This is a genomic window from Acinetobacter sichuanensis (assembly GCF_003024515.2).
GTDB classification, from domain to species: domain Bacteria; phylum Pseudomonadota; class Gammaproteobacteria; order Pseudomonadales; family Moraxellaceae; genus Acinetobacter; species Acinetobacter sichuanensis.
In genome coordinates, this window is sequence record NZ_PYIX02000002.1 from 220,521 (window position 1) to 246,356 (window position 25,836).

At 38.1% G+C, this 25,836-nt stretch carries 18 protein-coding genes and 4 tRNA genes; 12 read left to right on the forward strand and 10 right to left on the reverse strand.

The window, feature by feature from the left end; genetic code table 11:
• Positions 1–270 precede the first annotated feature (270 nt).
• Both hcaR and C9E89_RS02505 read left to right on the forward strand, forming a co-directional pair.
• Positions 271–1,176 carry a DNA-binding transcriptional regulator HcaR gene (gene hcaR, locus C9E89_RS02500; RefSeq protein WP_107006868.1) on the forward strand — a complete coding sequence of 302 codons (906 nt, stop codon included), beginning with the start codon at positions 271–273 and terminating at the stop codon, positions 1,174–1,176.
• 286 nt (positions 1,177–1,462) lie between these two features.
• Positions 1,463–2,134 (forward strand): DUF1345 domain-containing protein, encoded by a 672-nt coding sequence (locus C9E89_RS02505; protein ID WP_107006869.1) that lies wholly within the window; start codon positions 1,463–1,465, stop codon positions 2,132–2,134.
• 394 nt (positions 2,135–2,528) lie between these two features.
• Here C9E89_RS02505 and C9E89_RS02515 read toward each other — a convergent pair whose 3' ends face one another.
• Positions 2,529–3,386, reverse strand: a complete 858-nt coding sequence (locus C9E89_RS02515) for an alpha/beta fold hydrolase (protein ID WP_107006871.1) — start codon at positions 3,384–3,386, stop codon at positions 2,529–2,531.
• A 238-nt stretch (positions 3,387–3,624) separates the two neighbouring features.
• On the reverse strand, positions 3,625–4,866 hold the full coding sequence (locus tag C9E89_RS02520) for an OprD family outer membrane porin (protein WP_107006872.1): 1,242 nt from the start codon (positions 4,864–4,866) through the stop codon (positions 3,625–3,627).
• Between the two features lie 507 nt (positions 4,867–5,373).
• Here C9E89_RS02520 and C9E89_RS02525 point away from each other — a divergent pair.
• Complete coding sequence (locus tag C9E89_RS02525; RefSeq protein ID WP_107006873.1) at positions 5,374–6,717, forward strand: amidohydrolase; 1,344 nt, start codon at positions 5,374–5,376, stop codon at positions 6,715–6,717.
• Between the two features lie 155 nt (positions 6,718–6,872).
• Entirely contained in the window at positions 6,873–8,060 is a 1,188-nt protein-coding gene (locus C9E89_RS02530; RefSeq protein WP_107006874.1) for a porin, read from the forward strand.
• A 79-nt stretch (positions 8,061–8,139) separates the two neighbouring features.
• Here the strand turns inward: C9E89_RS02530 and dmpG are convergent, their stop codons facing one another.
• From dmpG to C9E89_RS02555, 5 genes are all read right to left on the reverse strand, one after another.
• A complete protein-coding gene (dmpG, locus tag C9E89_RS02535) occupies positions 8,140–9,159 on the reverse strand; it encodes a 4-hydroxy-2-oxovalerate aldolase (protein ID WP_107006875.1) in 1,020 nt (339 codons plus the stop codon).
• An 11-nt stretch (positions 9,160–9,170) separates the two neighbouring features.
• The gene (locus C9E89_RS02540; protein ID WP_107006934.1) at positions 9,171–10,079 is read right to left on the reverse strand and encodes an acetaldehyde dehydrogenase (acetylating); all 909 of its coding nucleotides are present in this window, start codon (positions 10,077–10,079) and stop codon (positions 9,171–9,173) included.
• A 114-nt stretch (positions 10,080–10,193) separates the two neighbouring features.
• A complete protein-coding gene (gene mhpD / locus C9E89_RS02545; protein ID WP_107006876.1) occupies positions 10,194–11,003 on the reverse strand; it encodes a 2-keto-4-pentenoate hydratase in 810 nt (269 codons plus the stop codon).
• A 490-nt stretch (positions 11,004–11,493) separates the two neighbouring features.
• The gene (locus C9E89_RS02550) at positions 11,494–12,162 is read right to left on the reverse strand and encodes an HAD-IA family hydrolase (protein WP_107006877.1); all 669 of its coding nucleotides are present in this window, start codon (positions 12,160–12,162) and stop codon (positions 11,494–11,496) included.
• A gap of 157 nt (positions 12,163–12,319) precedes the next feature.
• Positions 12,320–13,270: an RluA family pseudouridine synthase gene (locus C9E89_RS02555; protein ID WP_107006935.1), complete on the reverse strand. Its 951-nt coding sequence runs from the start codon at positions 13,268–13,270 to the stop codon at positions 12,320–12,322.
• Positions 13,271–14,037: 767 nt separating this feature from the next.
• On the opposite strand from C9E89_RS02555, the gene C9E89_RS02565 reads away from it, so the two are divergent.
• The 6 genes from C9E89_RS02565 (at position 14,038) to C9E89_RS02590 (ending at position 20,495) form a co-directional block, all read left to right on the forward strand.
• Positions 14,038–17,592: an Rne/Rng family ribonuclease gene (locus C9E89_RS02565; RefSeq protein WP_107006878.1), complete on the forward strand. Its 3,555-nt coding sequence runs from the start codon at positions 14,038–14,040 to the stop codon at positions 17,590–17,592.
• A 208-nt stretch (positions 17,593–17,800) separates the two neighbouring features.
• Entirely contained in the window at positions 17,801–19,642 is a 1,842-nt protein-coding gene (locus tag C9E89_RS02570) for a long-chain-acyl-CoA synthetase (protein WP_107006879.1), read from the forward strand.
• Positions 19,643–19,835: 193 nt separating this feature from the next.
• A tRNA-Lys gene (locus C9E89_RS02575) sits at positions 19,836–19,911 on the forward strand.
• A 22-nt stretch (positions 19,912–19,933) separates the two neighbouring features.
• A tRNA-Lys gene (locus C9E89_RS02580) sits at positions 19,934–20,009 on the forward strand.
• Positions 20,010–20,065: 56 nt separating this feature from the next.
• A tRNA-Lys gene (locus C9E89_RS02585) sits at positions 20,066–20,141 on the forward strand.
• A gap of 278 nt (positions 20,142–20,419) precedes the next feature.
• Positions 20,420–20,495: transfer RNA gene (locus tag C9E89_RS02590), tRNA-Lys, on the forward strand.
• A gap of 19 nt (positions 20,496–20,514) precedes the next feature.
• Here the strand turns inward: C9E89_RS02590 and C9E89_RS02595 are convergent.
• The gene (locus C9E89_RS02595) at positions 20,515–21,195 is read right to left on the reverse strand and encodes a hypothetical protein (protein WP_107006880.1); all 681 of its coding nucleotides are present in this window, start codon (positions 21,193–21,195) and stop codon (positions 20,515–20,517) included.
• Positions 21,196–21,506: 311 nt separating this feature from the next.
• On the opposite strand from C9E89_RS02595, the gene C9E89_RS02600 reads away from it, so the two are divergent.
• Positions 21,507–21,773: a PspC domain-containing protein gene (locus C9E89_RS02600; RefSeq protein WP_107006881.1), complete on the forward strand. Its 267-nt coding sequence runs from the start codon at positions 21,507–21,509 to the stop codon at positions 21,771–21,773.
• Positions 21,774–21,854: 81 nt separating this feature from the next.
• On the opposite strand, the gene C9E89_RS02605 is transcribed toward C9E89_RS02600, so the two are convergent.
• Positions 21,855–22,955, reverse strand: coding sequence for an HPP family protein (locus C9E89_RS02605; RefSeq protein WP_107006882.1), 1,101 nt, complete (start codon positions 22,953–22,955; stop codon positions 21,855–21,857).
• 220 nt (positions 22,956–23,175) lie between these two features.
• Positions 23,176–24,654, reverse strand: a complete 1,479-nt coding sequence (locus C9E89_RS02610; protein WP_107006883.1) for an FAD-binding protein — start codon at positions 24,652–24,654, stop codon at positions 23,176–23,178.
• Positions 24,655–25,235: 581 nt separating this feature from the next.
• Between C9E89_RS02610 and C9E89_RS02620 the strand changes: the two genes are divergently transcribed.
• The gene (locus C9E89_RS02620) at positions 25,236–25,754 is read left to right on the forward strand and encodes a 3'-5' exoribonuclease domain-containing protein (RefSeq protein ID WP_107006885.1); all 519 of its coding nucleotides are present in this window, start codon (positions 25,236–25,238) and stop codon (positions 25,752–25,754) included.
• The last annotated feature ends 82 nt before the right edge of the window (positions 25,755–25,836 follow it).

The window sequence follows — 25,836 nt, forward strand, 5'->3', positions numbered from 1 at the left end:
TGCGACAAACGTGGGGTCACACACAAATTGACTCAACTTGTAAAAATCATCGCCGTTTGGAGCACTTTTAGGGAAATATTTATTTTGTTTTAATTAATATGTTTTATGGATTATTGAGTTAGGCTTTTTCTATATAAAATGACTGATCACTTCGATTTCGTCATTTATTTTCTAAATGATGCAATCATCTTCACCTCTTAGTTGTTTATAGATTATACTCAAGTGAATTCGTAGTAAGACATTTTTTGGATTACTCTTTGGAAAAGTTATATGGAATTACGACACCTTAGATATTTCATTACTGTTGCTGAAGAACTTAACTTTAGTAAAGCAGCTTTGAAACTTTATACCGCCCAACCCTCTCTAAGCCAACAGATTAAAGACCTTGAAGAAGATGTCGGTGTTCGACTACTCAACCGCACTAAACGTAAGGTTGAACTGACTGAAGAAGGTGCTGTTTTTCTTGAACAAGCACGTTTAACTTTAGCCCAAGCAGACAAAGCAATCGCTATGGCACGCCAAGTGTCCAAAGCCAAACAACAATTGCTGCGTATTGGATTTGTTCCTGTCGCAGAAATGAAAGTTTTTCCTTATGTATTGCCTAATTTACGTGTACAAAATCCAGAGTTAAAAATTGAATTACTCAGTTTAAATAATCTTGAACAAATGCGTGCAATCCAAAAAGGTGAGCTTGATGTTACCTTTACGCGCCATAATTTTCACAATGATGAAATTGAAAGTAAATTTGTTTTAAGAGAACCTTTAATCTTCATCTTACCTAAAGATCATCCCTTAGCAAAATATGAAAGAATCCCTGTTAAAGCATTGAATGGTATTGATTTTATCATTCCTGCTGAAGAGCAATCTGGGACATTACACAATGCGATTTTAGACTTTGCTAAAGCCCAAGGAATTGAATTTAATATCGTGCAAAAAGCCGATAATATTTTGTTTAATATCAATTCAATTGGGATGGGTTTAGGCTGCACCATTCTTCCTGGTTATATTGCACCACTCACCATGAATAATACGGTGATTCGTCCTTTAGATGTTGAACTGCCTTATCTTGATTTGTATGTCAGTTATCGTAAAAATGCCAGTTCTATTTCTGTACAGAAGTTTATTGAACTGCTGACCAAGGTTTTTTACTTAGACATTAATCGAACAGATGATTAGCATTTAAGCTGACTGCCAATCAACGCATCCATTGACTATTTATTTAAAAAATGGTGATGCCAATAAAATAGAGAACTTATTCACACTTTATAAAAACAAAAATAATTGAATAAGGGATCGATTATTTCACATCAAATACGATTTTCAAGGTTGATTATTTTTTCATCCACGACTTAAAATAAAAAATATCGTACTTTAGCTACAACTTAAGTCTAATGCATGTAAAAATACCCCTTAAAAGAAATGTAAAGAAAAAATATAAACTCATAGTGCAATGAGGTTTTTCATGATTAAACATCGCTTGCAAGGTATAAAAATTGGGATCCAATCTCGCTTCTACTTCTTTATCACCTTTTTACTCACTGCAATTTTATTTATTTTTCTACATTTTACGACGCATTGGGCATGGTCAACTCAGATTTTACTCAGTTGGAATGTGTCTATTTTATGCTATTTAATCTTCACAATTCGTCTCTTATGGCGCACAGATCGTCACCATATTTTAAAACGCGCACAACAGCAAGATGCCAGTAAATGGATCATTTTATTGTTGGTATTTTTCACTTTAATTATGTGTTTTATTGCGATTGTGATTGAACTGAGTCATTTACCTCATCATGGATGGATTAAATCAGGGCATTTAGCTTTAAGTATATGTACCATTATTTTTGCGTGGTTATTTATGCATACTGCATTTGCGATACATTATGCGCATGATTTTTATTTGGCTATAGCAAGACATGAAGATGGCGGCTTAGATTTTCCTAAAACACCAGAACCAACCTATCCTGACTTTTTATATTTTAGCTATGTCATTGGCACCTCTGCACAGACTGCGGATGTCTCTATCGCTTCACGCTCAATGCGTATTTTAAATATTTTACATATCCTTTTGGCTTATGGCTTTAACACCACAATTTTAGCGATTTGTATTAATGTAGCAGCGAGTTTTATTTAAATGAAGTGTAATGTTATTTCCTATTCTATCAATCAATTCAAAGCCTTAAAATCCCTATATTTAGTGCTTTTGCATTTTACGTGAATTAACCTAATCTGGTGATGCTATCGCAGGGCGACATGGATGTCGCCGTTGGGTGAAGGTTCATGGACGAACCCCTCACCCAACAAAGGATTTTTGTTCCTTTTCATCCCTGAAAAGGAAGGCATTACCTACGCAAATAAATCTAAATTTTCGGTGGTATATGCGGCAGTGCAAATAAACTTACTATTTAAAAACTCATATTTCACATCATTTAAACTACTAATTTTATTTACACGACGTTAACTTGCATCAATAAAAAAGGACAGCTTTCACCATCCTCCATTTACTACACACAAAGTATTAAAAATACCTATACACCACGTGCAGTTAAATAATCTTTAATTACCGTATTAAACTCTTCAGCTTTCTCAACTTGCGACCAATGACCACACTGACTGAAAATATGCGCATCTGCATGTGGAACAATATTTAAAATATCCCATGAACGAGAAACAGGAATCACCACATCTTGCACACCATGAATCAACAATACAGGCACTGTAATGTCTTTCATTTTTTCAAAATCGAGTGGGAAATCAAAACGATCGCGATCACGTGCGCCAACCACTTCCATCAAACGATCAAAAGCATAGTCATTTTTTGCAGCCTCATAACGCACTTTCACTAACTCATCTGTAATCAAATCTTTGTTCACAACAAACATAGATAAAGTTTTTTTAATGCCTTCTTCTGTCAAAACAGGGTTTGCATGTGCTTTGAGTGCAGCAGTTTGTTTTGCACCACCTGTACCCATTGAAACAATACCCAGTACACGCTCAGGATAATCAAGTGCTAATTGAAAAGACAACCATCCACCAAGAGAATTTCCAACGAGCCATGTTTTTTCAATACCTAAAGCATCTAAAGTACGAATAGCATGATCCACCCAAGCACGAATACCATAAGCAGTATTTGGTGCAACAACAGTTTGACCATAACCAATCGTATCAATCGCGATACAACGTGCTTGCTCACCAATGTGTGGTAAGTTTAACCACCAGTTTGCGGCGGCAGAAACACCCGTACCAGAACCATGTAAAAATAGGATAGGCGTACCTTCCCCCACTTCATGATAATGCGTTAATTCACCTTCAGCAGTTTCAATCCATTTATCTTCTAAACCAAAGAATGAATCAGTTTTATAATCGGGGATTTGCACAGTGCTCATACTTATTCCTCGTACAGCCTAATCGATGGGTTGAATCCATTTAAAACACATCTATACAGATTCAAATTGCCTAATTTACAGCTTTATATTACATGCTTCACAAGCACAAACTGATACTTATTAACGATGACAAACTACAAAATAACGATAATTTAAATATTTGTTTTACAACAACTTTAATTAAATATAAAAAATAAAATCGCGCTATTTCAATAGCACGATTTTTTAAAATGATAAATTAAAAACGATAATTATAAGTTGTTGCAAAACGATACTCTTTTAAATCTGTTTTCCAATCATAATCGACATCAATATACATCGCTTGGAAGCCCAGACCTTTCATTTTCCCTTCAGGTACGGTGTAATTTACAATCACATTGAGTTCATCAGAATCCTGTTCTTTTTTACCTGCCACTTCTGCATTTGAACCCATGAAATACATCGCTGTGGCATTTAAACCCTGAGCACCCAGTTCGGAAAAATCATAACCATAGGTCACGCCCCAAGACTTTTCATTTTTATTGGTAAATGTCGCAACACCCCAGTTCACCAAATAGGGCTGTGGCACCCAACCTGCTAAGGTTGGAAAAGCATTTTCACCAAACATTTGCTGATAACCTAAGCCCAAAGTATGCGCAGCATAATTCACTTTGGCACTTGCAGAAATCGCTTGGTTATCAATCGTGCCATACAACTTGTCGCCTGATTCTGAATTGTCAAAATAACGCACATAGCTGTCTAATTTTACTTTTTCAGAAAATTTTGCTTTATAGCTTGCACCTACATAATGCTGTTGATAAAGATCACGAACATCGGCATACCAATAACTGCCGCCAATTTCAGAGCTAAATTGATGATCAATTCCAGCGATATACATACCATCTGCTGCTTTTGCTATGGTTGGATTATTATTTGGAAATAAACTCAAATCTTGAAACTGGTTGTCATAACGCGCATTGATGCCGTCTATATATGCCAAAGTTAATTTGGTATTTTTAACATCTTTAGATTCTAACCATGCACCGCTATATGTGGTGAGTAATTGACGAGATGGGTCAAAAACCAATACAGGAGAAACAGGTAAAATTTCACCCACTTTCAGCTCAGTTTGAAACACTTTGGCTTTTAACGTTGCGCCAACTTTACCAAAATGATCACGTGATTTTTCCCCATCATGTGCTAAGACCCAGTCAGCATTTTGATCACGCCCATTGAGTTTAACTGCATGTTGTACCAATAAGTCAGCACCCACTTGAATGCCTGCCCCAATGTCTTGATAACCAGATTTTGCATCTAAGGTCACACCCTGTGACCAACTGCCCCAATTATTTTGTGGTAGATCTGCATACTGTCGATCTAAATAGAAGTTTTTAAAATTGAGTTGAACTTGGCTATCGTCGATAAATTCTGCATTCGTTGCAGTTGTACCTAGTATTGCGATTGCAGCACAGATTGCTATCCATAATGATTGACGAGGCATCGTTGTTTTTCCAATTAAAACGAAAATCGATGACAACATCATGCAAAATGCGACAAATAGAAAAAATCAGACCACAGTATAAGAATTTTGAGCGAATATCTTAGAGAAAAATTATCATCATTTTTTGGCTATTTTTTTAATATGTTTTAACAATAACTCATTATGTAAGCCAGTTTCACTCAGAGATTTTAGTATAAATTTTTAGAAGAATTCATTCTCAATATAACCACCTAATTATCAATATATGAAATCTATTAGTGTTTTTTTGTTTAAGTTATTTATTCACAGAGCAAAAAGCTTTTATTTTTTTATAATGAATAACGTTTACAAGAAACTTTTTTTCTATATATCCAACCTAAAGCAGTATAAAACTCAACCAAACAGATTCTAATTGTTAACTTTTTATACAAGTGCATATAAAAATACCTATAAAGTATTTGGATCCAAAGTCTCCTACCTGTAAATTTGCCTAACTTTTTCAAAGACCATTTACAGGACGTAAACCACATGAAAGGACTTAAAACTCTATTCTTAGCCACTGCCCTATTTTCAGTCAATCAGATCAGCTTTGCTGATTGGATCAAGGATGCAGCGCTTCAAGTTGAACCTCAAACCATTCAGTTACGTCATCAAATTCATCAAAATCCAGAATTGGGCAATATGGAGTTCAATACTTCGAAATTAGTCCAAAAAGAACTTAAATCTTATGGCATAGATGTACGCACAGGCTATGCTAAAACAGGTGTGATTGGCGTTTTAAAAGGTGATCTTGCTGGTCCAGTCATGGCGTTAAGAGCAGATATGGATGCCTTACCTGTTGAAGAAAAAACGGGCTTAAGCTTTGCCAGTAAAGTCAAAGCACTTTATCAAGGTAAACAACAGCCTGTTATGCATGCTTGTGGACATGATACGCATACTGCCATGCTTCTCAGCGCAGCTAAGGTGCTCGCTAAAAATAAAGATAAACTTGCGGGTACAGTGGTATTTGTATTCCAACCTGCTGAAGAAGGTGCAGCAGACCTCGACAATTTTACTCAAGGCGACCAGATTGGCTCACGTAAAATGATTGCAGATGGTGCTTTAAAACAGCCTGCACCTGAAGTTATTTTTGGTATGCATGTGATTTCAGGCATGCCAAGTGGCAATATTTTCTATAAAGGCGGCGCTATTTTAAACAGTGCTGATGAATTCCGTATCAAGCTGAAAGGTCAGCAAGTGCATGCGTCTATGCCTTGGGCAGGTAAAGATCCAATTGTGACTGCTGCACAGGTCATCAACAACTTACAAACCTTAGTCAGCCGTCAGTCAAATTTGACTAAAGGCATGGGTGTGGTGAGTGTCGGGCAAATTGCAGGTGGTACAGTCAGCAATGTCATTCCCGATGAAGTGATCATGGCAGGCACCATTCGTACCAATCATGAAGATATCCGTCAAACCATTTTAAAACAGCTTCCAAATATCGTGAACTCGACTGCGCAAGCCAATAATGTCAAAGCCGAAATTGACTTATCTTCGTATGCAGGTGTTACGAGCAATGATAAAACTTTAACTGAACTCACTGCACCAACGTTAGAAGCCGCAGTGGGCAAAGAACGTCTACATCTAATGGAAAACAATGCTAGCCCAAGTGAAGACTTTTCTTACTATGGCAAAATCATGCCTTCTTTATTTGTCTTTTTAGGTGCGACACCTGAACATGAAGATATGAACAAAGCAGCGCCAAACCATAGTTCTGAATTTATTGTAGATGATGCCACACTGAAAACAGGCGTTGAATCACATGTTCGCTTTATCATGAATTATCCTAGCATTGCAGCAAAAGTCCAATCCGACTGGAAAGCAGCACACTAAAGCTCTCTAGCAAAGTGAGTTTGCCTTAACACCATCTTATTTTAAAAGTCAGTCTATCACGCCCCCAATTTCTATCTGTGAAGTTGGGCGTACTCCCCTTGTCTATTTTCAGATAAAGCTTCTTTAAAACATCTTAAAACAAAGGATTTATTAAGATGAATAAAACCATTCAACTTATTGGTTTAATGACAACGCTACTCACTGCAAATCAAGTATTTGCAGAATCTTTAACATTTGGTGATGCAAAAACAGATGCAGGGGCTTTAAATGTTTCTGGTGCGATTCGTGGTGCGTATCTCTATAAAGATTATGCAGAACAAGCCAACGAAGGTACGAAAAATGGCACGATTAAGTTTCTTGATACCAAAGTCATTTTAAATTATGAAAATCCGAATTGGCTAGCATCTATGGATACGCGTTGTTATCAGTATGATCGTTTATGTGATGCGATTTATGTCCGTGATGCATGGGTCGGTTATAAACTCTCTGAAAATAGCCGCATTTCAGCAGGTCAACAAGATATTGAGTTTGGTTTTGGACGTCTGTGGGGCAACACCAACTATGGCTCGATTTTTTCAGCCACTGGTCTAGAAGATGTGCAAAATATCGGCTTAAAATACAATTTAAACCAGCAAGACTATCACTTTACTTTGGGCTATTATCCTGTAGATGGTGCTAATTATAAAGGTTTAAGCAAAGACTCCAGCCGCTATGGAGTAAACTATGTGGAAGCTGATGAATTGGATCAGGGCACACATCTTGAAGAAAAAAATATGTGGGTCACTCGCCTGAGCAAAACCTTTCAGATTGATCCCGACCAAGGTTTTAACACCGAAATTGGTGCATCTTATTGGCACTCAGACTTAGACAACAAAATTACAGGAAAAAGCGGCAACCGTGATGCCTATAATATTTTTGCCACCACCAACTATAATCAATGGCAATGGTTAGTATTGGTAGGAGAGCAAAAAGTTGATAATGCTGACCAATTATTTCCACATGACTCAACCATGGGTTCACGTGATTTTTCTTACCAAGTTGCCAATGATGGTAAATATTTACTCAATGAAATCAATTACACCATCAAACAACCATTCAAACATGTTCCTGAAATGAAACCCTATTTGTCTTATGGCAAATACTATAAAGATCAACAAGGTTATCTTGATTCAGAGCGTTTAAATGCAGGTGTATATTTCTTCTATAAAGATATTGGTATTCAGGCTGAATACATTATCAGTAAAAACGACCCTGCTGTAGGCAGCAGTGCCAATTCGCTTGCCAAGGGAGACAATAACGACATCAATAAACTGTTTGCTTTAGCAGTCGGCTATTTCTTCTAAAGTTTAAAACTGCCATCACTATTGTAAAAAATAAGTACAGGAACATTGCCTGTACTTATTTGATTTCTAATTCATTACATTAAACATGTGCTGCTTTGGTTTTAGACATGGTCAATGCCAAATCTTCGATCATATCTTCCTGACCACCAACCGTACCACGACGACCTAACTCAAGTAGAATTTCACGCGCAGAAACACCATATTTTGCTTCCGCACGTTTTGCAAATAACAAGAACGATGAATAAACCCCTGCATAACCCAAGGTCGCTGCATCACGGTCAGCACGAATAGGTTGTTGCATCATCGGTACAATCAACTCTTCTGCAATATCCTGAACTTTAAATAAGTCCACACCTGTTTCGATCTGCATACGATTTGCCACTGCCACAAATAGCTCAAGTGGTGTATTGCCTGCGCCTGCGCCTAAACCTGCTGATGCTGCATCAATACGCTGTGCACCTGCCGCAACGGCTGCAATCGAGTTGGCAACACCCATACCTAAATTATGATGACCATGAAAACCAATTTCGATATCAGCAGCTAAGTTTGCACGTAAAATACCTACATGGGCTGTAACATCTTGCGGCAACATATAGCCCGCTGAGTCTGTCACATAAATACAGTTTGCACCGTACGACACCATTTTTTGTGCTTCTTCGAGTAGTTTTTCAGGACTCGCCATGTGTGCCATCATCAAAAAGCCAACAGTGTCCATACCCAGTTTACGTGCAGCCGTAATATGCTGTTCAGAAACATCTGCTTCGGTTGAATGTGTCGCCACACGAATGGTCGCTACACCAACATCATGTGCCATTTTCAAATGGTCAACTGTGCCAATCCCTGGTATAAGCAACGCTGAAACTTTGGCTTGTTTTAAGTTTGGAATCACGGTTTGCAGATATTCTTCATCTGTTGCGGCAGCAAAACCATAGTTGACTGAATTACCACCAAGACCATCACCATGCGTGACTTCGATCAAGGGGACACCTGCCGCATCTAATGCAGTTGCAACAGTCAGCATTTGGTTAGGGGTAGTTTGATGGCGCATTGGATGCATACCATCACGTAAAGTCATATCATTGATTATAATCTTAGACATGAAAATGCTCCTTATGCGTCTACAGTTGATGAGGTATTTGAAAGAACACTTTCAGCAAACATTTCAGCAGTACGTGCAGCCGCAGCCGTCATAATATCCAAGTTGCCTGCATACTTCGGTAAATAATCACCCAAGCCTTCTACTTCAAGGAAAATGGATACACGATTGCCATCAAAAATAGGACCATTCACCAGTTTATAACCCGGTACATATTTTTGAACTTCTTTAATCATGGCATGTACAGACTCAGTAATCGCAATCTGATCAGGCTCACCTTCCACCAAACAATGTACGGTGTCACGCATCATCAATGGCGGTTCAGCAGGGTTAATGATAATGATCGCTTTCCCTTGCTTAGCACCACCAACTTGCTCGATTGCACCCGCAGTAGTACGAGTAAATTCATCAATATTTTTTCGTGTACCCGGACCGACAGATTTGGTTGAAACAGTTGCAATGATTTCACCATATTCAACTGCTTGAACACGTGAAATTGCAGCGACCATTGGAATTGTTGCCTGACCACCACAGGTCACCATATTGACATTAGGTACTTCACCCGCATCCAATAATGCTTCAAGATTTACAGGAGGCACACAAAATGGACCAATTGCAGCAGGAGTCAAATCAATCATCAACACGCCAAGTTCATTGAGCTTTCGGCTATTTTCAGCATGTACATAAGCCGATGTCGCATCAAAAGCAATTTTAATTTCATCTGCAACAATATGAGGAAGTAAACCATCTACACCATCACTTGTGATTTTTAAACCCAGTTTTTCTGCACGAGCCAAACCTTCTGATGTTGGGTCAATTCCCACCATCCATACAGGCTCTAAAAATTCACTACGTTGTAATTTATACAATAAGTCTGTACCGATATTTCCCGGACCAATCAAGGCACATTTAATCTTTTTCATGAGCGATTTCTCTTTAAAATTCGTGATAAAAACCGCTTTTATCAAATACTTTTCTTCTTTATTAAGAGGAATATCCATCTGTAAAGATGATCAAAGCGGTTCATTCAAAACATCTTATTCAGCAGCGAAAGTAGCCGTCACTGAACCAAAGCCCTCAATTTCAACCACAAATTCATCACCTGCATGAGCTACAGCCATTGGACCAAGCGCACCTGTGAGAATGATGTCACCTGCTAATAAAGGACGACCACGACGTACCATTTCATCTGCTAACCAAACCGCAGCATTGAGTGGATTTGAAAGGCAAGCTTTACCCACACCTTGAGAAACAACTTCATCACCACGCTTCATAGTCATTTTGCAATTTACAAGGTCAAGGTCTTCAAGTTTTACAGGACGTGAACCTAAAACATAAGCGGCTGAAGAGGCGTTATCTGCAACTGTATCAATCAGTGAGATTTTCCAATTTTCAATACGGCTATCAACCACTTCCACCGCAGGCAAAGCATACTCAGTTGCACTGATAATATCTGCATAGGTATGTTTTTCTTGGGTTAAATCTTTATTGATGATCAAGGCTATTTCAGCTTCAACTTTAGGCTGAATCAATGTGCCTGCAGGAATCGCTTCGCCATCGCCAAAAGCCATATCGGCAAATAGCATGCCAAAATCTGGTTGATCTACGCCTAATTGCTTTTGAACTGCAATTGAAGTTAAGCCAATTTTACGACCAACTAAGCGGCGTCCTTCCTTCAGCGCACGTTGTGTATTGACTTCTTGTACAGCATAAGCAATATCAACATCTGCATTTTCAGCACCCAATTGTGGACGAACAGGTGCAATTGCAACTTTTGACAATTCAGCTTCACGGAGTGCCAAGGCAACCGATTCAACACTTGTTTTAACAACAGCAGAATTCGACATCATCTTTCCTTAAACTACAAAAATGGACTCAATACCGTTTTCATGAATCAGACCAATCTTTGCAGTTCCACTGCATCTGAACTCATCTATAAAACATGTACTTTTATGAACAGTTTAAGCATCAGGAAAATGTCATTTTTGTGCCAATACTTATTTTATGTATGGCAATAGTTAGAAGCTATAAATGCTTATTTGCATAGAGAAAAAGTTAAATATTTTATAAATTTCAAAATAAAATAATCAGAAATAGAGAAAATAAATTCATGATTTATTTTTGAGCAGATGATGTTCTACGACTAAAAGATAATAAAATGCACGACAAAATAAAGCACAAGAACTGCCGTTAATTTTTGTATTTTACGGATCAATTCGCATAAATATTCAGAAGAAAATATGTGAAAGAATTAATTTGCCTAATCTTTAAACAAAAACTTAGCAAACAAAAATCTAGGCGAAATTAATTCTTGATTTTAAAAATATAACAAGATGACTAAATTGCGTCTTGAAGCTGATTTTGTCGTAACAAAAACTGATGCAAAGCCTGAACATCATCAGCGATGGTTAAAGGTGCAAACTGCTGTAAAGTTTCAGGCGTATGTACACCATAGCTCACGCCTACACGAGGCATGGCAATGTTTTGCGCCATTTCCAAATCATAAGACGTATCACCCACCATAATCGCACGATCTGCCTCTACGCCCGTATGTTGCAAAATTTCAGCAAGCATCAATGGATCAGGTTTAGATTTGGTTTCACTTGCGGCACGAGTCACACAAAACAAATCCTGACTTTGGGTCTGCGCCAATACACGATCTAAACCACGACGGCTTTTTCCAGTTGCAACAGCGAGTTGAATGTTCTGACTTTTCAAGTCATGCAACATTTCGGCAACCCCTGCAAACCATTGATCATCCTTGGAATGCTCCACATAATGATCGCCATAGCTTTTTAAAATATCGGTGTGTAATTCAGGTACATCTGGAAATAAAACCTGTGCCACTTCAGGCAAACCCAAACCAATAATACTTTTTGCTGCGTCATCAGTTAAAGGCTGATCAAATTGCTGTGCAGCAAATTTTAAACTCGCCACGATCTGCCCGACAGAATCAAATAATGTTCCATCCCAATCAAAAATAATCAGCTCTATAGGTTTTTGCATGATAGATTCCCATATTTACTTTTTGATAAATCCTCACCCTGAGCAGAAATGCTGCGCAAGTCTTCTTTAAAAAAGGAGAGGGAACTTTTCATTACTAAAAACTATTCTAGTTACAGGTCGTTCCCCTCTTTCTCAAAGAGGGGTTAGGGGAGATTTGCTAATTAGTAGGCTTATCCGCTTTCTGCGCTCTTAACTGCGCCACCAAACTCTGCATATCCTCAGGCAATGGTGCTTCAATCGGCTCATAGCCCGGAATTTCCAAACGCATCGCATGCAAACACAAACGACGTGGATTTGGACCACGATATTCAGTTTCATGCCCGTATTTATCATCACCCACCAAAGGATGCCCGATACTTAAACCATGTACACGAATCTGATGGGTACGCCCTGAAAGCGGTGAAGCATAAACCAAAGTCGCATGCATAAAGCGTTCCGCTACCTTCCATTGTGTCTTAGATTCTTTACCATCTTTTGACACACGAACACGACGCTCACCATTGGCAAGTTCATAACGCAATAAAGGTTGATCAATCAACTGATCATCCAGACTGACCTGACCTTTGGCAATGGCTGCATAAGTTTTACGAATTTTATGCTCACGCAATAAATCTTGCAGTGTTTTCAATGTGCTACGCTTTTTACTGATCATGACCAAGCCAGAAGTATCACGGTCGATCCGATGAATCAGCTCCAGATATTTTTTACCAGTCGCGGCACGCAAGCCTTCAATCAATCCATATGCAACGCCACTGCCGCCATGCACAGCAATACCTGAAGGCTTGTTTACAACCATTAAGCCTTCATCTTCATAAACCACACGACTTAGTAAACTTTGTGCGACTTTATCTGAAACAGGTACAGCAGATTCATCTTTTTGTTCAAAACGAATCGGAGCAACACGAATTTGGTCACCAATCGCCAGCTTAGTTTCAGCTTTTACGCGCTTTTTATTGACACGCACCTGACCTTCACGAATCAGTCGGTAAATACGGCTTTTAGGCACGCCTTTTAAACGACTGAATAGAAAATTATCAATACGTTGACCTTCTTGATGTTCGTCGACTTCAAACCAGGTGACACTTTGCCAGTCTTGTGTAGAATTCATACAGTTACGATGACCCAATAAAAACGAAATTTTGATTAAAAACTGATCACTTAGACTATACTTTTCATACAAAATAAATGCATAGCCCATAGGCAGATGATGTAAGGTTTGCTATAGTCAGCGCACGGATACCACCGTAAGTGAAATTTATTGTGACATTTTCAAGACTTTTGAGAATTAAACACATACAAAATTCACCATAAACTCGGAAAGGTCCCAAAAGAATATGCCGACGCCGAAGGCTTTATTATATCGGCAAAAAGACAAACTGTTGCGTTTAATTGTATTTAAAGTACAGAAATCAGTTTGTTTAAAAATATATGTCGCCAACCCAGACGTTGGTTTTTAAACATAAACTGATACACGCCAGACAAGTCGCTTTAGAGTGTTATTCAGGACATAAGTGTTTGAGGCATTGGAACTGCATATTTTGTAAAGATACGACGATAATTCCGTATCAAGACGCGCTCACAAAAAACTGAGCTGCTCTTCGAGCAATATGTCAGTGAAAGACGAATCAAATCAGTCATCCAATGCACCACTTTCAGTACCAGTGAAAACCTCAGAACTTTAATTGTGCAAAGATTAAAGAAGTATTGCAGCATCAATACAGGCATCAAATCCAAACTTGTTCAAGACAAGCTGGTAAATCACTCAAGTTATTAGAAATGATTTTCAATAATTTGAGCATTGATCCAATATTAAGATGTTCGCTTCACTTATAGATAGCGAGTTGTTGGTGTGGATCACTATTAGGTGTTACACCCATGAAACGTATGTTGATCAATGCAACACATGCCGAAGAAGTTCGCGTTGCACTTATCACTGGTCACCGTCTTTACGATTTCGATCTTGAAAATCGCACGCGTGAACAAAAGAAAGCCAATATCTATAAAGGTCATGTGACTCGCGTAGAGCCTTCTCTAGAAGCTGTATTTGTAGAGTATGGTGCAGGTCGTCAAGGTTTCTTGTCGATGCGCGAAATTGCCAATTCCTACTATAAAGCCGATCCTCGTCAAACTTCAAATATTCGTGAACTCATCACTGAAGGCACTGAACTTTTAGTTCAAGTTGAAAAAGAAGAACGTGGTAATAAAGGCGCTGCCCTTTCTACTTATATTTCCCTTGCAGGTCGTTATTTAGTTTTAATGCCAAATAACCCGAAAGGTGGCGGTATAAGTCGTCAGATTTCAGGTTCTGTTCGTGAAGAACTAAAAGAAATGTTGGCTTCTTTAAATACCCCTCGTGGCATGAGCGTCATTGTTCGTACTGCGGGTATTGGTCGTACTCAAGAAGAATTACAACTTGACTTACAACATTTATTAGACCTTTGGTCACAAATTCAAAGCACAGCAAGTTCTGGTCCATCGCCAATGTTGGTTCACCAAGAAGCTGGCGTTGTGACTCGTGCCATCCGTGATTATCTACGTGATGATGTTGCAGAAATTTTAATTGATTCTGAGCAAGCTTATAACGAAGCCTATAACTTTGTGAAAGCAGTGATGCCGAACCAATTAGACAAACTCAAAACTTATACCTTAAATGAACCATTATTTGCTCATTTCGGGATTGAAAGCCAAATTCAAACGGCTTATGAGCGTGAAGTTAAACTGCCTTCAGGTGGTTCGATCGTTATTGACCAAACTGAAGCATTGGTGTCTATCGACATTAACTCAGCAAAATCAACACGTGGTCATGACGTTGAAGAAACTGCATTAAGCACAAACTTAGAAGCTGCTGAAGAAATTTCTCGTCAACTCCGTTTACGTGATATCGGTGGTTTGGTTGTCATCGATTTTATCGACATGACCAAAGAACGTAACCAACGTATGGTTGAAGCGAAACTTCGTGAAGCAACACAAAGTGACCGTGCTCGTATCCAATTCGGTCAATTATCACGTTTTGGCTTGATGGAAATGAGCCGTCAACGCTTACGCCCTTCTCTTGAAGAAGCAACGGGTTATGTTTGCCCACGTTGTCATGGCACAGGCATGGTACGTGACTTACGTTCACTTTCACTTTCAATTATGCGTAAAGTTGAAGAAATTGCTCTTCGTGAACGTCATGGTGAAGTACAAGTCGAAGTTCCTGTCGAAATTGCAGCATTCTTATTGAATGAAAAGCGTCACAGTCTTGTTTACTTAGAACAAACCTCAAATGTACGTGTGACTGTATTGCCACATCCACATTTAGAAACGCCACATTACGAAATTTCATACAACCCTGAAGGTTTCGCACCAACAAGCTATGAGCGGACTGAAGCAACACGTTCTAGTGAAAAAGAATTGGGTTATGAATCTTCTGAATGGCATTTAGAAGAAGAACATGCAGCTGCTCAACATACAACTGCGCCAACTCCAAACAATAACAACAAAGTATCTAACAACCATAAAAAGCAAAATACTGCGCCAGTGGTACAAGCAACTCAACAACCACAAGTTGCTAAAACACCGACTGCAACGACAAGCCCATGTGCATGGTTAGAAAACTTGTTTGTCCAAAAACAAGCAAGCACGATTGACCAATCCCGCACAGCAAATAATGCTGCGGCTGCGATTGAACAAATGGTGAATGGTGGTGCTGTTAGTCGTGGTCAGTTTGGTCATGTCAATACAACAGCAGTTGCTGCACCTCAACAACCTGCACTTGTTGAAACCAATGCTTATTTAGGTCACGCTCCTGCTGCAAAAAATGAGCAACGTGATTACGCTGAAAAAGTGATTGAGAAAGAAGAAAAATCTCAACGTAATAACAAAAAGCGTAACAACAACAATAAGCACAAAGACACACGTGAACAATCACATGATCAACATCATCAAGTGATTGAAGAAGTTGTCCAAGCTCCACGTCAAGAACAGCGTGAACCTCGTCAAGAACAGCAACGTGAGCCTCGTCAAGAGCAACAACGTCGTCAGCAAAAACCACAACGTGTTCAACATGAACAATCTGCTGATACACATGACAGCGTTCCTCGTCGTGACCGTAACAACCAGCAACGTCCAAATCGCCCAAATCGTCATCGCGATGCGAGTGTATTTAATGATGAGCAAAATTCAGCACCTCCTGTTTCTGCACCAAGAGAAAACAAAGCTGTTGAAAAAGCACCAAGCATCAAAGTTGATCTTGTTGAAGCACCACGTAATGAAACAATGACGACTGCTTTAGTGGTGAATGTTGACCAAGCGCAAAGTGAAATTATTGCTTTAGCACCTCAGCAACATGTAGCTGCGAAAAAAGAAGCTGTTGCTCCAGTTGCAAAAGTTGCAGCAAATAAAGCTGCAACAACAACTGAAACACCACAAGCAACTGTTAAAGTTGAACCTGTTGTCGTTGAAGAGCAACCTGTTGCACAAGCAACTCAACCCGTAAAACGTGCAAGCAATGACCCACGTCAACGTCGCCGTCAACAACGTGAGACTGCTACAACCACGCCTGTAGTTGAAGTTCCTAAACTAGCACCTTCACAAATCCCAACGTTAAGCCAATATACGATTGGTAGTTTGATTCGCCATGTATATGGTGAAGACTGTGCTGTGTTGATTGAACAATTTGGTTTAATTCCAACATTCAATCGTGCATTACAAAAATTCTCTGACGAGTATGCAGCAACTTTAAAAGTTGAAAAAACTGTAGCGCCTGTTGAGAAAAAAGCAGTCACACGTGATGTTGCGATTACTAAAGCAGAACCTGAAGCAGAACCTGCACCAGTACTTGATTTAGTACCGCCAAAACCTGTTTCAGACAACCGTGTTGCAAATGACCCACGTGAACGTCGTCGTTTAGCAAAACTTGCCGCTGAACAAGCAAAGCAAGCACATGTTGAACAGAAACAAGTTGCTGAACCTGCTGTTACAGAGGTCGTTGCTGAAGCTGTTGAGCAAGCTGAAAAATCTGTTGAAAAATCACAGGAAATTGCACCAAGTGCAGTGGCAAATGCAGAAGTAACAGCACAAAGTGAAATTGCTCTACAAACAGAAAATGTTTCTGTTGCTGAGTTAACTACAGCTGTTGAGCCTGTTGCTCAAAAAGAAGACCAACCTGAAGCAAAAACCATTGCCGAAGTTGAAGTAGCTATGACTGAGCAAGCACCTGCTGAAGAAAAAGCTGTGGTTGAAACTGCAAAACCAACCAAAGCACAAAGCAAAGCCAAAGCTCAGCCAAATGCTGCAACTGAGGCGCAAAGTGCAGAAGCTGTAAGCAAAAGCACTAAAAAGGCTGAAGTAACCGAAGACTCTGAGAAAGTAGATGGTGAAAAACCTGCACGTCCTCGTCGTCCTCGTGGTCGTCCACCAAAGAAAACGACACCACCTGCAGCAGAATGATTTGCTGAATTGCGGGTGATTTAAGAGAACCTAGCCATTTCGATGGCTAGGTTTTTTTGTTATTTTTAATGGTATTTTTATAAGTTTTGTCAAATTAGGTTGATTGCACTAGAGCACTACCGTTAAAAGGACAACTGTAAAATCACTGTAAAGTAAACTCGCAGACAAAATAGACCATATTGGATTACGAAAAATAAATAGGATGCTTATGAGCTCAAATACACAGAACGATCTTATCGGGATTGCTGATGTCGCAGCGCGACTCCCTCAATTTATCAATAAAGTCCCTAATTTACTCACTGGCCTAAAACAAGCCTATTTACGCACACCCAATACACCTTCTGGTTTAGGTTTAGCATTTGAACGCGCCGTAAAACGCAATCCTTATGGTGATGCTTTACTTTTTGAAGACCAACGTTTCAGCTATAAAGAACTCAACAATTGGGCAAATCAAATTGCACACTATTATCTTTCATTAGGTGCATCCAAAGGTGATGTCATCACGGTAATGATTGAAAATCGCCCTGAGCTGATTGCTACTGTGATTGCACTAGCAAAAATTGGGGTAACTTCTGCTCTTGTGAATACTTCTCAAGTTGGAAAAGTTTTAACTCATAGCATCAACCTCGTTAATCCAATCGCGATTATTGTAGGGGAAGAATGTCGTGCCGCAGTTGATGAAATTCGCCAAGATTTAAATATTGCAGCAGATCGCTTTCATTGGTTTGCAGATCAAGAAACGTTAAAAGATATCGGTCAAGCACCTGAAGGCTATACCAACATTGCCCAAGTCATTGATGATTTTCCAAAATTTAATGTACCAACGACCCACAAAGTCACAGGTAAAGATGGTTTATTTTACATCTACACATCAGGTACTACAGGTTTACCTAAAGCCGTTATTTTTACGAATAGCCGTTGGATGCTGGCTTTTGGTACTTATGGTCATGTGCTCAATCTAAACGAAGATGATGTAATGTACTGCACACTCCCTCTCTACCATGCAACAGGAATGGTTGTGTGCTGGTGTGGTGTACTCGCTGGTGCAGCAACATTGGCGATTCGCCGTAAATATTCAACATCAGCATTTTGGACAGATGTTAAAAAGTTTAATGCTTCTGCTATTGGCTATGTCGGAGAACTTTGTCGCTATTTAATGGATGCGCCTGAATCAGCAGCAGATCGTGACCATCGTGTAACAAAGATGATTGGTAATGGTATGCGTCCAAATATTTGGAGCAAATTTAAACAACGTTTTGGCATTAAAGAAATTTTAGAGTTGTATGCTTCAAGTGAAGGTAATGTCGGCTTCAGTAATATCTTTAATTTTGATAATACAGTCGGTTTTTCACCTATTCCTTACGCAATCATCCAATTTGACAAAGAAAAAAATGAAGCTGTACGTGATAAAAAAGGATATTGCATTAAAGTCAACAAAGGTGAAGTTGGCTTATTATTAGGCAAAATCACCAAACGCTCACCTTTTGATGGCTATACCGATCCTGAAAAAAATAAATCTGTGATTATGAAAGATGTCTTCCAAAAAGGAGATTCTTATTTTATTACAGGTGATTTAGTCCGTGATATTGGCTTCCGTCATGCTCAATTTGTTGACCGTCTAGGCGATACATTCCGCTGGAAAGGCGAAAATGTTTCTACAACTGAAGTTGAAAATATTGTTAGCGAATATAGCAAAATTACTGAAGCTGTTGTTTATGGTGTCGAAATTCCAAATACGAATGGTCGCGCAGGAATGGCAGCGATTACGTTAAGTGAAAATGAAACGCTGAATGAACAAGATCTAACCAACATGGTTACGGAGTTTAAAAAAGGACTTCCTGCTTATGCTATTCCTGTATTTTTACGTATACAAGAAGCAGTAGAAACGACTGGAACCTTTAAGTATCAAAAAAATAAGCTCAAAGAACAAGCTTATGATCCAAAGAAAACCTCTGATCGCTTATATGTTTTTTTACCGAGCACCAACTGTTATTGTGAAATGACAGATGAAATTTACAAAAATATTGAGGACTATAAATATCGTTTTTAAGTCAAAACGAAGCGACAAAAACACAATTTTAGAAAATAATTGCTAAAATTGTGTTATTTATAACCGAACGTTGCAAACTTTATTAATTTTTACTTGCGCTCTATCAATAAATTGCTAAAATACGCTCCATCAAAACAAAGTAGTGTTTAATTTTATTTTACACTGCGTATTTAAGGTAAAACTTAGATATAGTGGGTCGTTAGCTCAGCTGGTAGAGCAGCGGACTTTTAATCCGTTGGTCCCGCGTTCGAATCGCGGACGACCCACCACTTATTTTGATCACCTTTAGATGGGTCGTTAGCTCAGCTGGTAGAGCAGCGGACTTTTAATCCGTTGGTCCCGCGTTCGAATCGCGGACGACCCACCATCTCATTGTAAAAGCCAATTTTACAATACCTGCTCAGGATAGCTTATCCTTGCTCAGGGTCGTTAGCTCAGCTGGTAGAGCAGCGGACTTTTAATCCGTTGGTCCCGCGTTCGAATCGCGGACGACCCACCATTCTTTCTTAGGGCTTCTTTCTTTAATACAGCAGTGTTAAAACAGAAACGAAACCTACAAACGATCCGACCAAGACCAAACATCTACAACTAGATGCTTCGCCATTCTCGATTTTTTGTTAAATTTACCTGTTAACGATATAAATTTGATATTGTATGTCAAATATTAAATCTGCAAACAGTTAGATGGCATATGTAATCTAGTATTCAAAACTACATACTGCGTCTATCTTGTAAAAATTTTAAAACGATATTTTAACGTGTTTTAAAATTTTCTCAGGGTTGTTAGCTCAGTTGGTAGAGCAGTAGACTCTTAATCTATTGGTCGTGGGTTCGAGCCCCACACAACCCACCATATCTTTTAAATTTAATTTTTAATTCTTGGTTTCTAACTTTTTCAATACATACGCTTTAGTTGGAACATAAGTACCATCAATCAATTGACCATTTTCAACTTTATTGTTGGCATAGATGCTGTCAAGATCAATAACCAAATTACCCTCTGGGTTAACGTGATAATAAAAGTTTACCCCTTCTTTTCTTTTAACTTCAATCTGATGTGTTTTAGGATTAAATGTCCATGTATTTTGTTGATAGATGTGGCTTGAGGGTTTTGATCTCGCTTCATGACTCATTTTACCCAAATAAACAATGGTACGATGCGATGTGCCATCTGCCAATAAACTAATGACAAACTCTGCTTTCCCTTTATCACATAAAGCAAATTTTTCAGAACAATCAATAATTAAGTGATAACGCCCCACATAGGCTTGCGATGCCTTTGAAATCATTTTTTTAGAATGAGCAATAGATTCAGGTTCTGTTAAACGTGGCAAAGCGGTTCTACCTGCAACTTCTGTAAGACGCTTCCCATCTTCGATATCTACCGTATTTTCTTGTGCTGAGTCTGCAACAACCTTCACCGACGCCACATCACCCTGTGAACTGGTCGTATTTTTTGTTTGTGTTGAAGAATCACAAGCCCCTAACAATAAACAAATAGCCATTCCAACATATTTAAAGGAACCGATTTGAGTATATTTAAACGCCATCATATGAATAAACCAATGTTTATTTTAAATAAACTTACATATTTTAATAGTTAAGCTATGATATTTTATTTTCACTTAAACTATAAATTAATCCCCCCTGATTGTTACAAAACTATATAACAATATAATAAATCTAAACATTTAGAGAAATTAATTCACCTTTTGGTGAAAATTAACTTTTTAATTCATGATCAATTTTTTATTTACAAAAGTATACAAACCACTTCCCTCACATTCTTTAAATTTTAGAATAAAACCCAATATATAAATTAAAGGTATTTTACTTTTGATTTAAATTTTAGGAGAAATTATTCATGACCAAATCTGGTTTATATCGTTCTAGCCGACAAAACATGATTGCGGGTGTGATGGGCGGTATTGCTGAACGTTTTGGTTGGAATGTAACATTACTTCGCATCATTTTTGTTCTTGTATCATGTATGAGTGCTGCATTTCCTGGAATTCTGGTTTATTTAGTTTTGTGGCTGTTAATTCCTAAACAAGATTTGCAACTAAATTCACCGCATGCAAATCCGTATCAGCAATCTATTCGTACGGTGCATGAGGAAAAATATAAATAAACTTATCGTTATAGATTACTTTTTTACCGCTACGACAGCGTCCCCCTAGACTGTCGTAGCGTTTTTTTATGCGCTAAAATCTCATGGAGTACGATTTAATTGTTGTTGCATGGCTGCAATCATATCTGCACGGCTAATAATGCCAACCAATTTGTGCTGTTCAACGACAGGAATATAATTAAACGAGCGCTCTACAAAATAAGGCACTAAATCTTGAATGGGTTGTAATGGTTGCACCGTCACGACTTTACGATTCATAATCTGTTTCACCAGATGCTCCCAAGAAGCACGTGGATCTGCAGCTCGCTTAAACCATTCTACGACTTCATAAAGTGCAAGCGTCCCAACTAACTTATTTTCAGTATTAACGACAGGCAAGCTCATTAAATTAACATGTTTAAATTTATCTAAAGCCTGATGAATATCATCTTGCTCAGACAAACTAATGACATCTTTACTCATAATGTCTTGGCATAGGTATTGACTAATTGCTCTTGCATTGGCTTTTTCCTGCGCTTCTAAAATAATTTTTTGTAGATCGTATTCACTGATATCAAGTAACTCAGTTTGATGCTCTAAAACCTCCTGAATATCTTGCGGTTGAATCGTGACTTTTTGCATTGGCGTTGGGTCTTTAGAACGCGTATTGACTTGAGCAACTTGTGGATATTGCTTGCCAAGTAAACGGTTAAAAATAATTGCCACAGCCAAAAGTAAAACAGAATTTAATAAAACAGGATAGAAAATAAAGTGATAGCCTAACTCATGAACTGATTCACCACCTAACACCGCTGTAATGGCAACTGCACCACTGGGCGGATGTAATGAATCTGTACTCATCATCAGGAAAATTGCCAAGGCAACAGCAAGACTAAAAGCCGCAGTCTGATTCGCAATAAACATTGCACATGTCACACCAATAAAGCCTGCAATAGTGTTGCCAACAATGATATTCCAAGGTTGCGAAAGTGGACCTGCAGATACTGCAAACAAGAGTACAGATGATGCCCCCATCGGTGCAATGTACCATGCATTGAAATCACCTAAGACATACCAACTGATTAATGAGGAAATTGCGAGACCAATTAAAGCCCCAACTCCACATAATAATCGTTCTTTAAATGGTAATACTTTAAAGTTAGGTTTTAAGGTATTCAGCCACTCAAGTTGCGTATGAAACATTGAAGTCCTTCGCTTTTGCACAAATGAAGTGCGAATTATACGTGGTTGTTATGATAAGGTGTATTTATTATCTATTTTAATGCGCTAAAAAAGACACTGCTTTTATCACATAATGATTTTTATCAAATATAATCAAAGAATTAAATCTATATTAATCAGCACTATTATTGTTCAAATATAACCCAATCATGCCTAAAGTACACGCATCTGATCATAGTGGTTATTGATAATGGACATAAAATTGATTATTGAAAATTTCATCTGCATCATATTTTTTCTTTAAATCAAAAAAATCATCTGCCTGCGGATAAGCCAAACGCATTTTTTCACGGCTGATATGCAAACGATAGGGCAAATAATAAGTTCCTTGATGTTTCAGTACGGCATCCACAAGCTGATTGGTCAATGCTTGCATTTGTTGTTCCTGCTCTGGTGTTTTCTTTTGATTGAATAAAAATACAAGCCCAAAGACATCTTCACGTGCGTAGTTCATAAAAGCATCCTGATCATGACGTACTTCCCGAATAGTGATATTCAGCAAGTCGATTTTTGATGCTGTTAAAATTGGTTTTAAATCCTGAATAAAAGCTGCCAACTGCGATTTTGGAATAAAATATTCATGTAATAAATCAGTTGAACTTGGATCTTTATTTGCAATAAGACTGGCTTTCTCATTCAAAATTTCATTGCGACTAAAGCTGGTATAAGGTGAAACCTGATTTAAGCTGCTTTCCAGATCCCAACGCAGTCGTTTGCCATATTCATTGTCAACTGAACCTCGAAAAACAATCCGTTTCACTTCCGCATTTTTATTTTGCTGTTGTTTCAATAGCAACGGTTTTTCATCGGTTTTGATAAAATAATTCAGGCTTGCCTGCTTCAAACGATGTTTATCTGAAATACGCAAACGTCCATAAGCAAACTGGACTTGTGGATTGTTCGTAACGAGCTGCTGATAAGTTTTTAGGTAATCCTGCGGATCAAGCGAAATCGAATTAAATTTCAAAGCCACATTATCAACGACTTTAAGTTTGACATCCAAAATAATCCCAAATAAACCATAGCCTCCAATGACCAGTTTAAAGAGTTCAGGGTTTTCATAACGACTACAATTGACGATTTCTCCATTTGCCTGCATTAAAGTAAATGACTGCACACTTGAGGAAACAGGCGCTGCATTTTGTTGCCAACCATGACCATTGACACCGATTGAACCACCAATGGAAAAATCACTGAAAGATTGCATGACTGCAATAGATTTACCAAAACCATCCAGATATTGCAGTGCCTGTTGCCATGTTGCACCTGAACCAATGCTAAGAATATTGGTCTTTTCCTCCAAATGCATGTGATTGTACGGCAACATATTTAAAGCAATGCCATCGGGGTAAATGGTATGCCCGCCCATGCTGTGTTTTGCGCCTGAAATGGAGACTTTTAAATGATGTTGTCTAGCATAACTAAGTAATTCTTGGATTTGTTTTTGTATGGCGTGTGGTTCTGTTTCAGCATCCACAATTTTGGCGACTTTGGTTTTATTTAAATGGCTTGCATCATCACGATAACCTGTCGGGAGTTGCTCAATATTTTGATGTTCATTGATTTTTGTACGAATTAGATGAATTGCTGGAATTGAAACTACAGCAAATAAAATCAGAAAAATGCTGAGCCAAAGCGAGGTTTTATGGTGTTTTTGCATACCTATTTATTTTTAATATCATGTATATTTATTTAACAACTTATAATCTATAAATCAGAACAATGCAAAAAGCGTATCCAAACGTCATTATTCTACGAAGTTTATTGCTCGCGCCTTTACCCGTCCTTTTTGGTTGGATGGTTTATCTCTGTTGCCAACCGACTTTTTTTGATCATTATGAAGGATTTAACAATCTAGCCTTACTAATCAAACTTTCTCTAGTCGTGTATTTGATCTATATTTTTATCATTTCACCATGTTTATTTATAGGTTTATATTTTTTAAACAAACATAATAAAATTTACTTTTTTATTTTGCTAACAATTGCCTATTTTTCAACAATTTTACTGACTTTATTGGGGAATTATTTTAAAGACCATGACTTACCCAATACCCTCTTTGAATTTAAAAAGATTTTTATTTTAAACCCTCTGTTGCTTTGGACAGTTTCAACTGCTATTGCTTTTTGGCTATTTTTAAAATGGTATGATTACAGAAATCGTTCAGATCTAAATGCTTAATGTTATATCCTATAGAGATAACACATTTTAAATAACATGAAGCATATCAAAGGAAAATAAATGGCTTATATCATGGTCGACATCGAAGCCGATGGACCAATTCCCAGCGATTATTCAATGATTGCATTAGGTGCTGTACTTGTAGATGAAGATTTAAATCAGCAGTTTTACGGCTTACTAAAACCTATTTCAGAAAATTATATTCCACAAGCCTTAGCGGTTTCTGGTTTTAGTCGTGAAGAAACTTTAAGTTTTAGTAACCCTGAACATGTCATGAAGGACTTTGCCACATGGATCGCCAAAGTCAGCAAAGACCGCCCTATTTTTATCAGTGATAATAACGGTTTTGACTGGATGTTTGTCTGTTGGTACTTTCATCATTTTACAGGAAGCAATCCGTTTGGTTTCAGCTCGCAAAATTTAGGCAGTTTGTATAAAGGTTTGACCAAAGACATGTTTCGAAATTTTAAACATTTGCGTAAAACAGCGCATACCCATAATCCTGTTGATGATGCCAAAGGCAATGCTGAAGCATTATTGGCTTTGAAAAAAGATTATGGGTTGAAGATTAAGTTTTAAATGAATATAGAAAATAGCTTTTGAAAAAATATGGTAAATATATTAAGCATATTCAATACCTTAAAAAAAACCAAAGGTCATA

Excerpts from the sequence above, each read along its gene's own strand:
- hcaR (WP_107006868.1), top strand. The coding sequence starts at position 271 with ATGGAATTACGACACCTTAGATATTTCATTACTGTTGCTGAAGAACTT.
- C9E89_RS02505 (WP_107006869.1), top strand. The coding sequence starts at position 1,463 with ATGATTAAACATCGCTTGCAAGGTATAAAAATTGGGATCCAATCTCGC.
- C9E89_RS02515 (WP_107006871.1), bottom strand. The coding sequence starts at position 3,386 with ATGAGCACTGTGCAAATCCCCGATTATAAAACTGATTCATTCTTTGGT.
- C9E89_RS02520 (WP_107006872.1), bottom strand. The coding sequence starts at position 4,866 with ATGCCTCGTCAATCATTATGGATAGCAATCTGTGCTGCAATCGCAATA.
- C9E89_RS02525 (WP_107006873.1), top strand. The coding sequence starts at position 5,374 with ATGAAAGGACTTAAAACTCTATTCTTAGCCACTGCCCTATTTTCAGTC.
- C9E89_RS02530 (WP_107006874.1), top strand. The coding sequence starts at position 6,873 with ATGAATAAAACCATTCAACTTATTGGTTTAATGACAACGCTACTCACT.
- dmpG (WP_107006875.1), bottom strand. The coding sequence starts at position 9,159 with ATGTCTAAGATTATAATCAATGATATGACTTTACGTGATGGTATGCAT.
- C9E89_RS02540 (WP_107006934.1), bottom strand. The coding sequence starts at position 10,079 with ATGAAAAAGATTAAATGTGCCTTGATTGGTCCGGGAAATATCGGTACA.
- mhpD (WP_107006876.1), bottom strand. The coding sequence starts at position 11,003 with ATGTCGAATTCTGCTGTTGTTAAAACAAGTGTTGAATCGGTTGCCTTG.
- C9E89_RS02550 (WP_107006877.1), bottom strand. The coding sequence starts at position 12,162 with ATGCAAAAACCTATAGAGCTGATTATTTTTGATTGGGATGGAACATTA.
- C9E89_RS02555 (WP_107006935.1), bottom strand. The coding sequence starts at position 13,270 with ATGAATTCTACACAAGACTGGCAAAGTGTCACCTGGTTTGAAGTCGAC.
- C9E89_RS02565 (WP_107006878.1), top strand. The coding sequence starts at position 14,038 with ATGAAACGTATGTTGATCAATGCAACACATGCCGAAGAAGTTCGCGTT.
- C9E89_RS02570 (WP_107006879.1), top strand. The coding sequence starts at position 17,801 with ATGAGCTCAAATACACAGAACGATCTTATCGGGATTGCTGATGTCGCA.
- C9E89_RS02595 (WP_107006880.1), bottom strand. The coding sequence starts at position 21,195 with ATGATGGCGTTTAAATATACTCAAATCGGTTCCTTTAAATATGTTGGA.
- C9E89_RS02600 (WP_107006881.1), top strand. The coding sequence starts at position 21,507 with ATGACCAAATCTGGTTTATATCGTTCTAGCCGACAAAACATGATTGCG.
- C9E89_RS02605 (WP_107006882.1), bottom strand. The coding sequence starts at position 22,955 with ATGTTTCATACGCAACTTGAGTGGCTGAATACCTTAAAACCTAACTTT.
- C9E89_RS02610 (WP_107006883.1), bottom strand. The coding sequence starts at position 24,654 with ATGCAAAAACACCATAAAACCTCGCTTTGGCTCAGCATTTTTCTGATT.
- C9E89_RS02620 (WP_107006885.1), top strand. The coding sequence starts at position 25,236 with ATGGCTTATATCATGGTCGACATCGAAGCCGATGGACCAATTCCCAGC.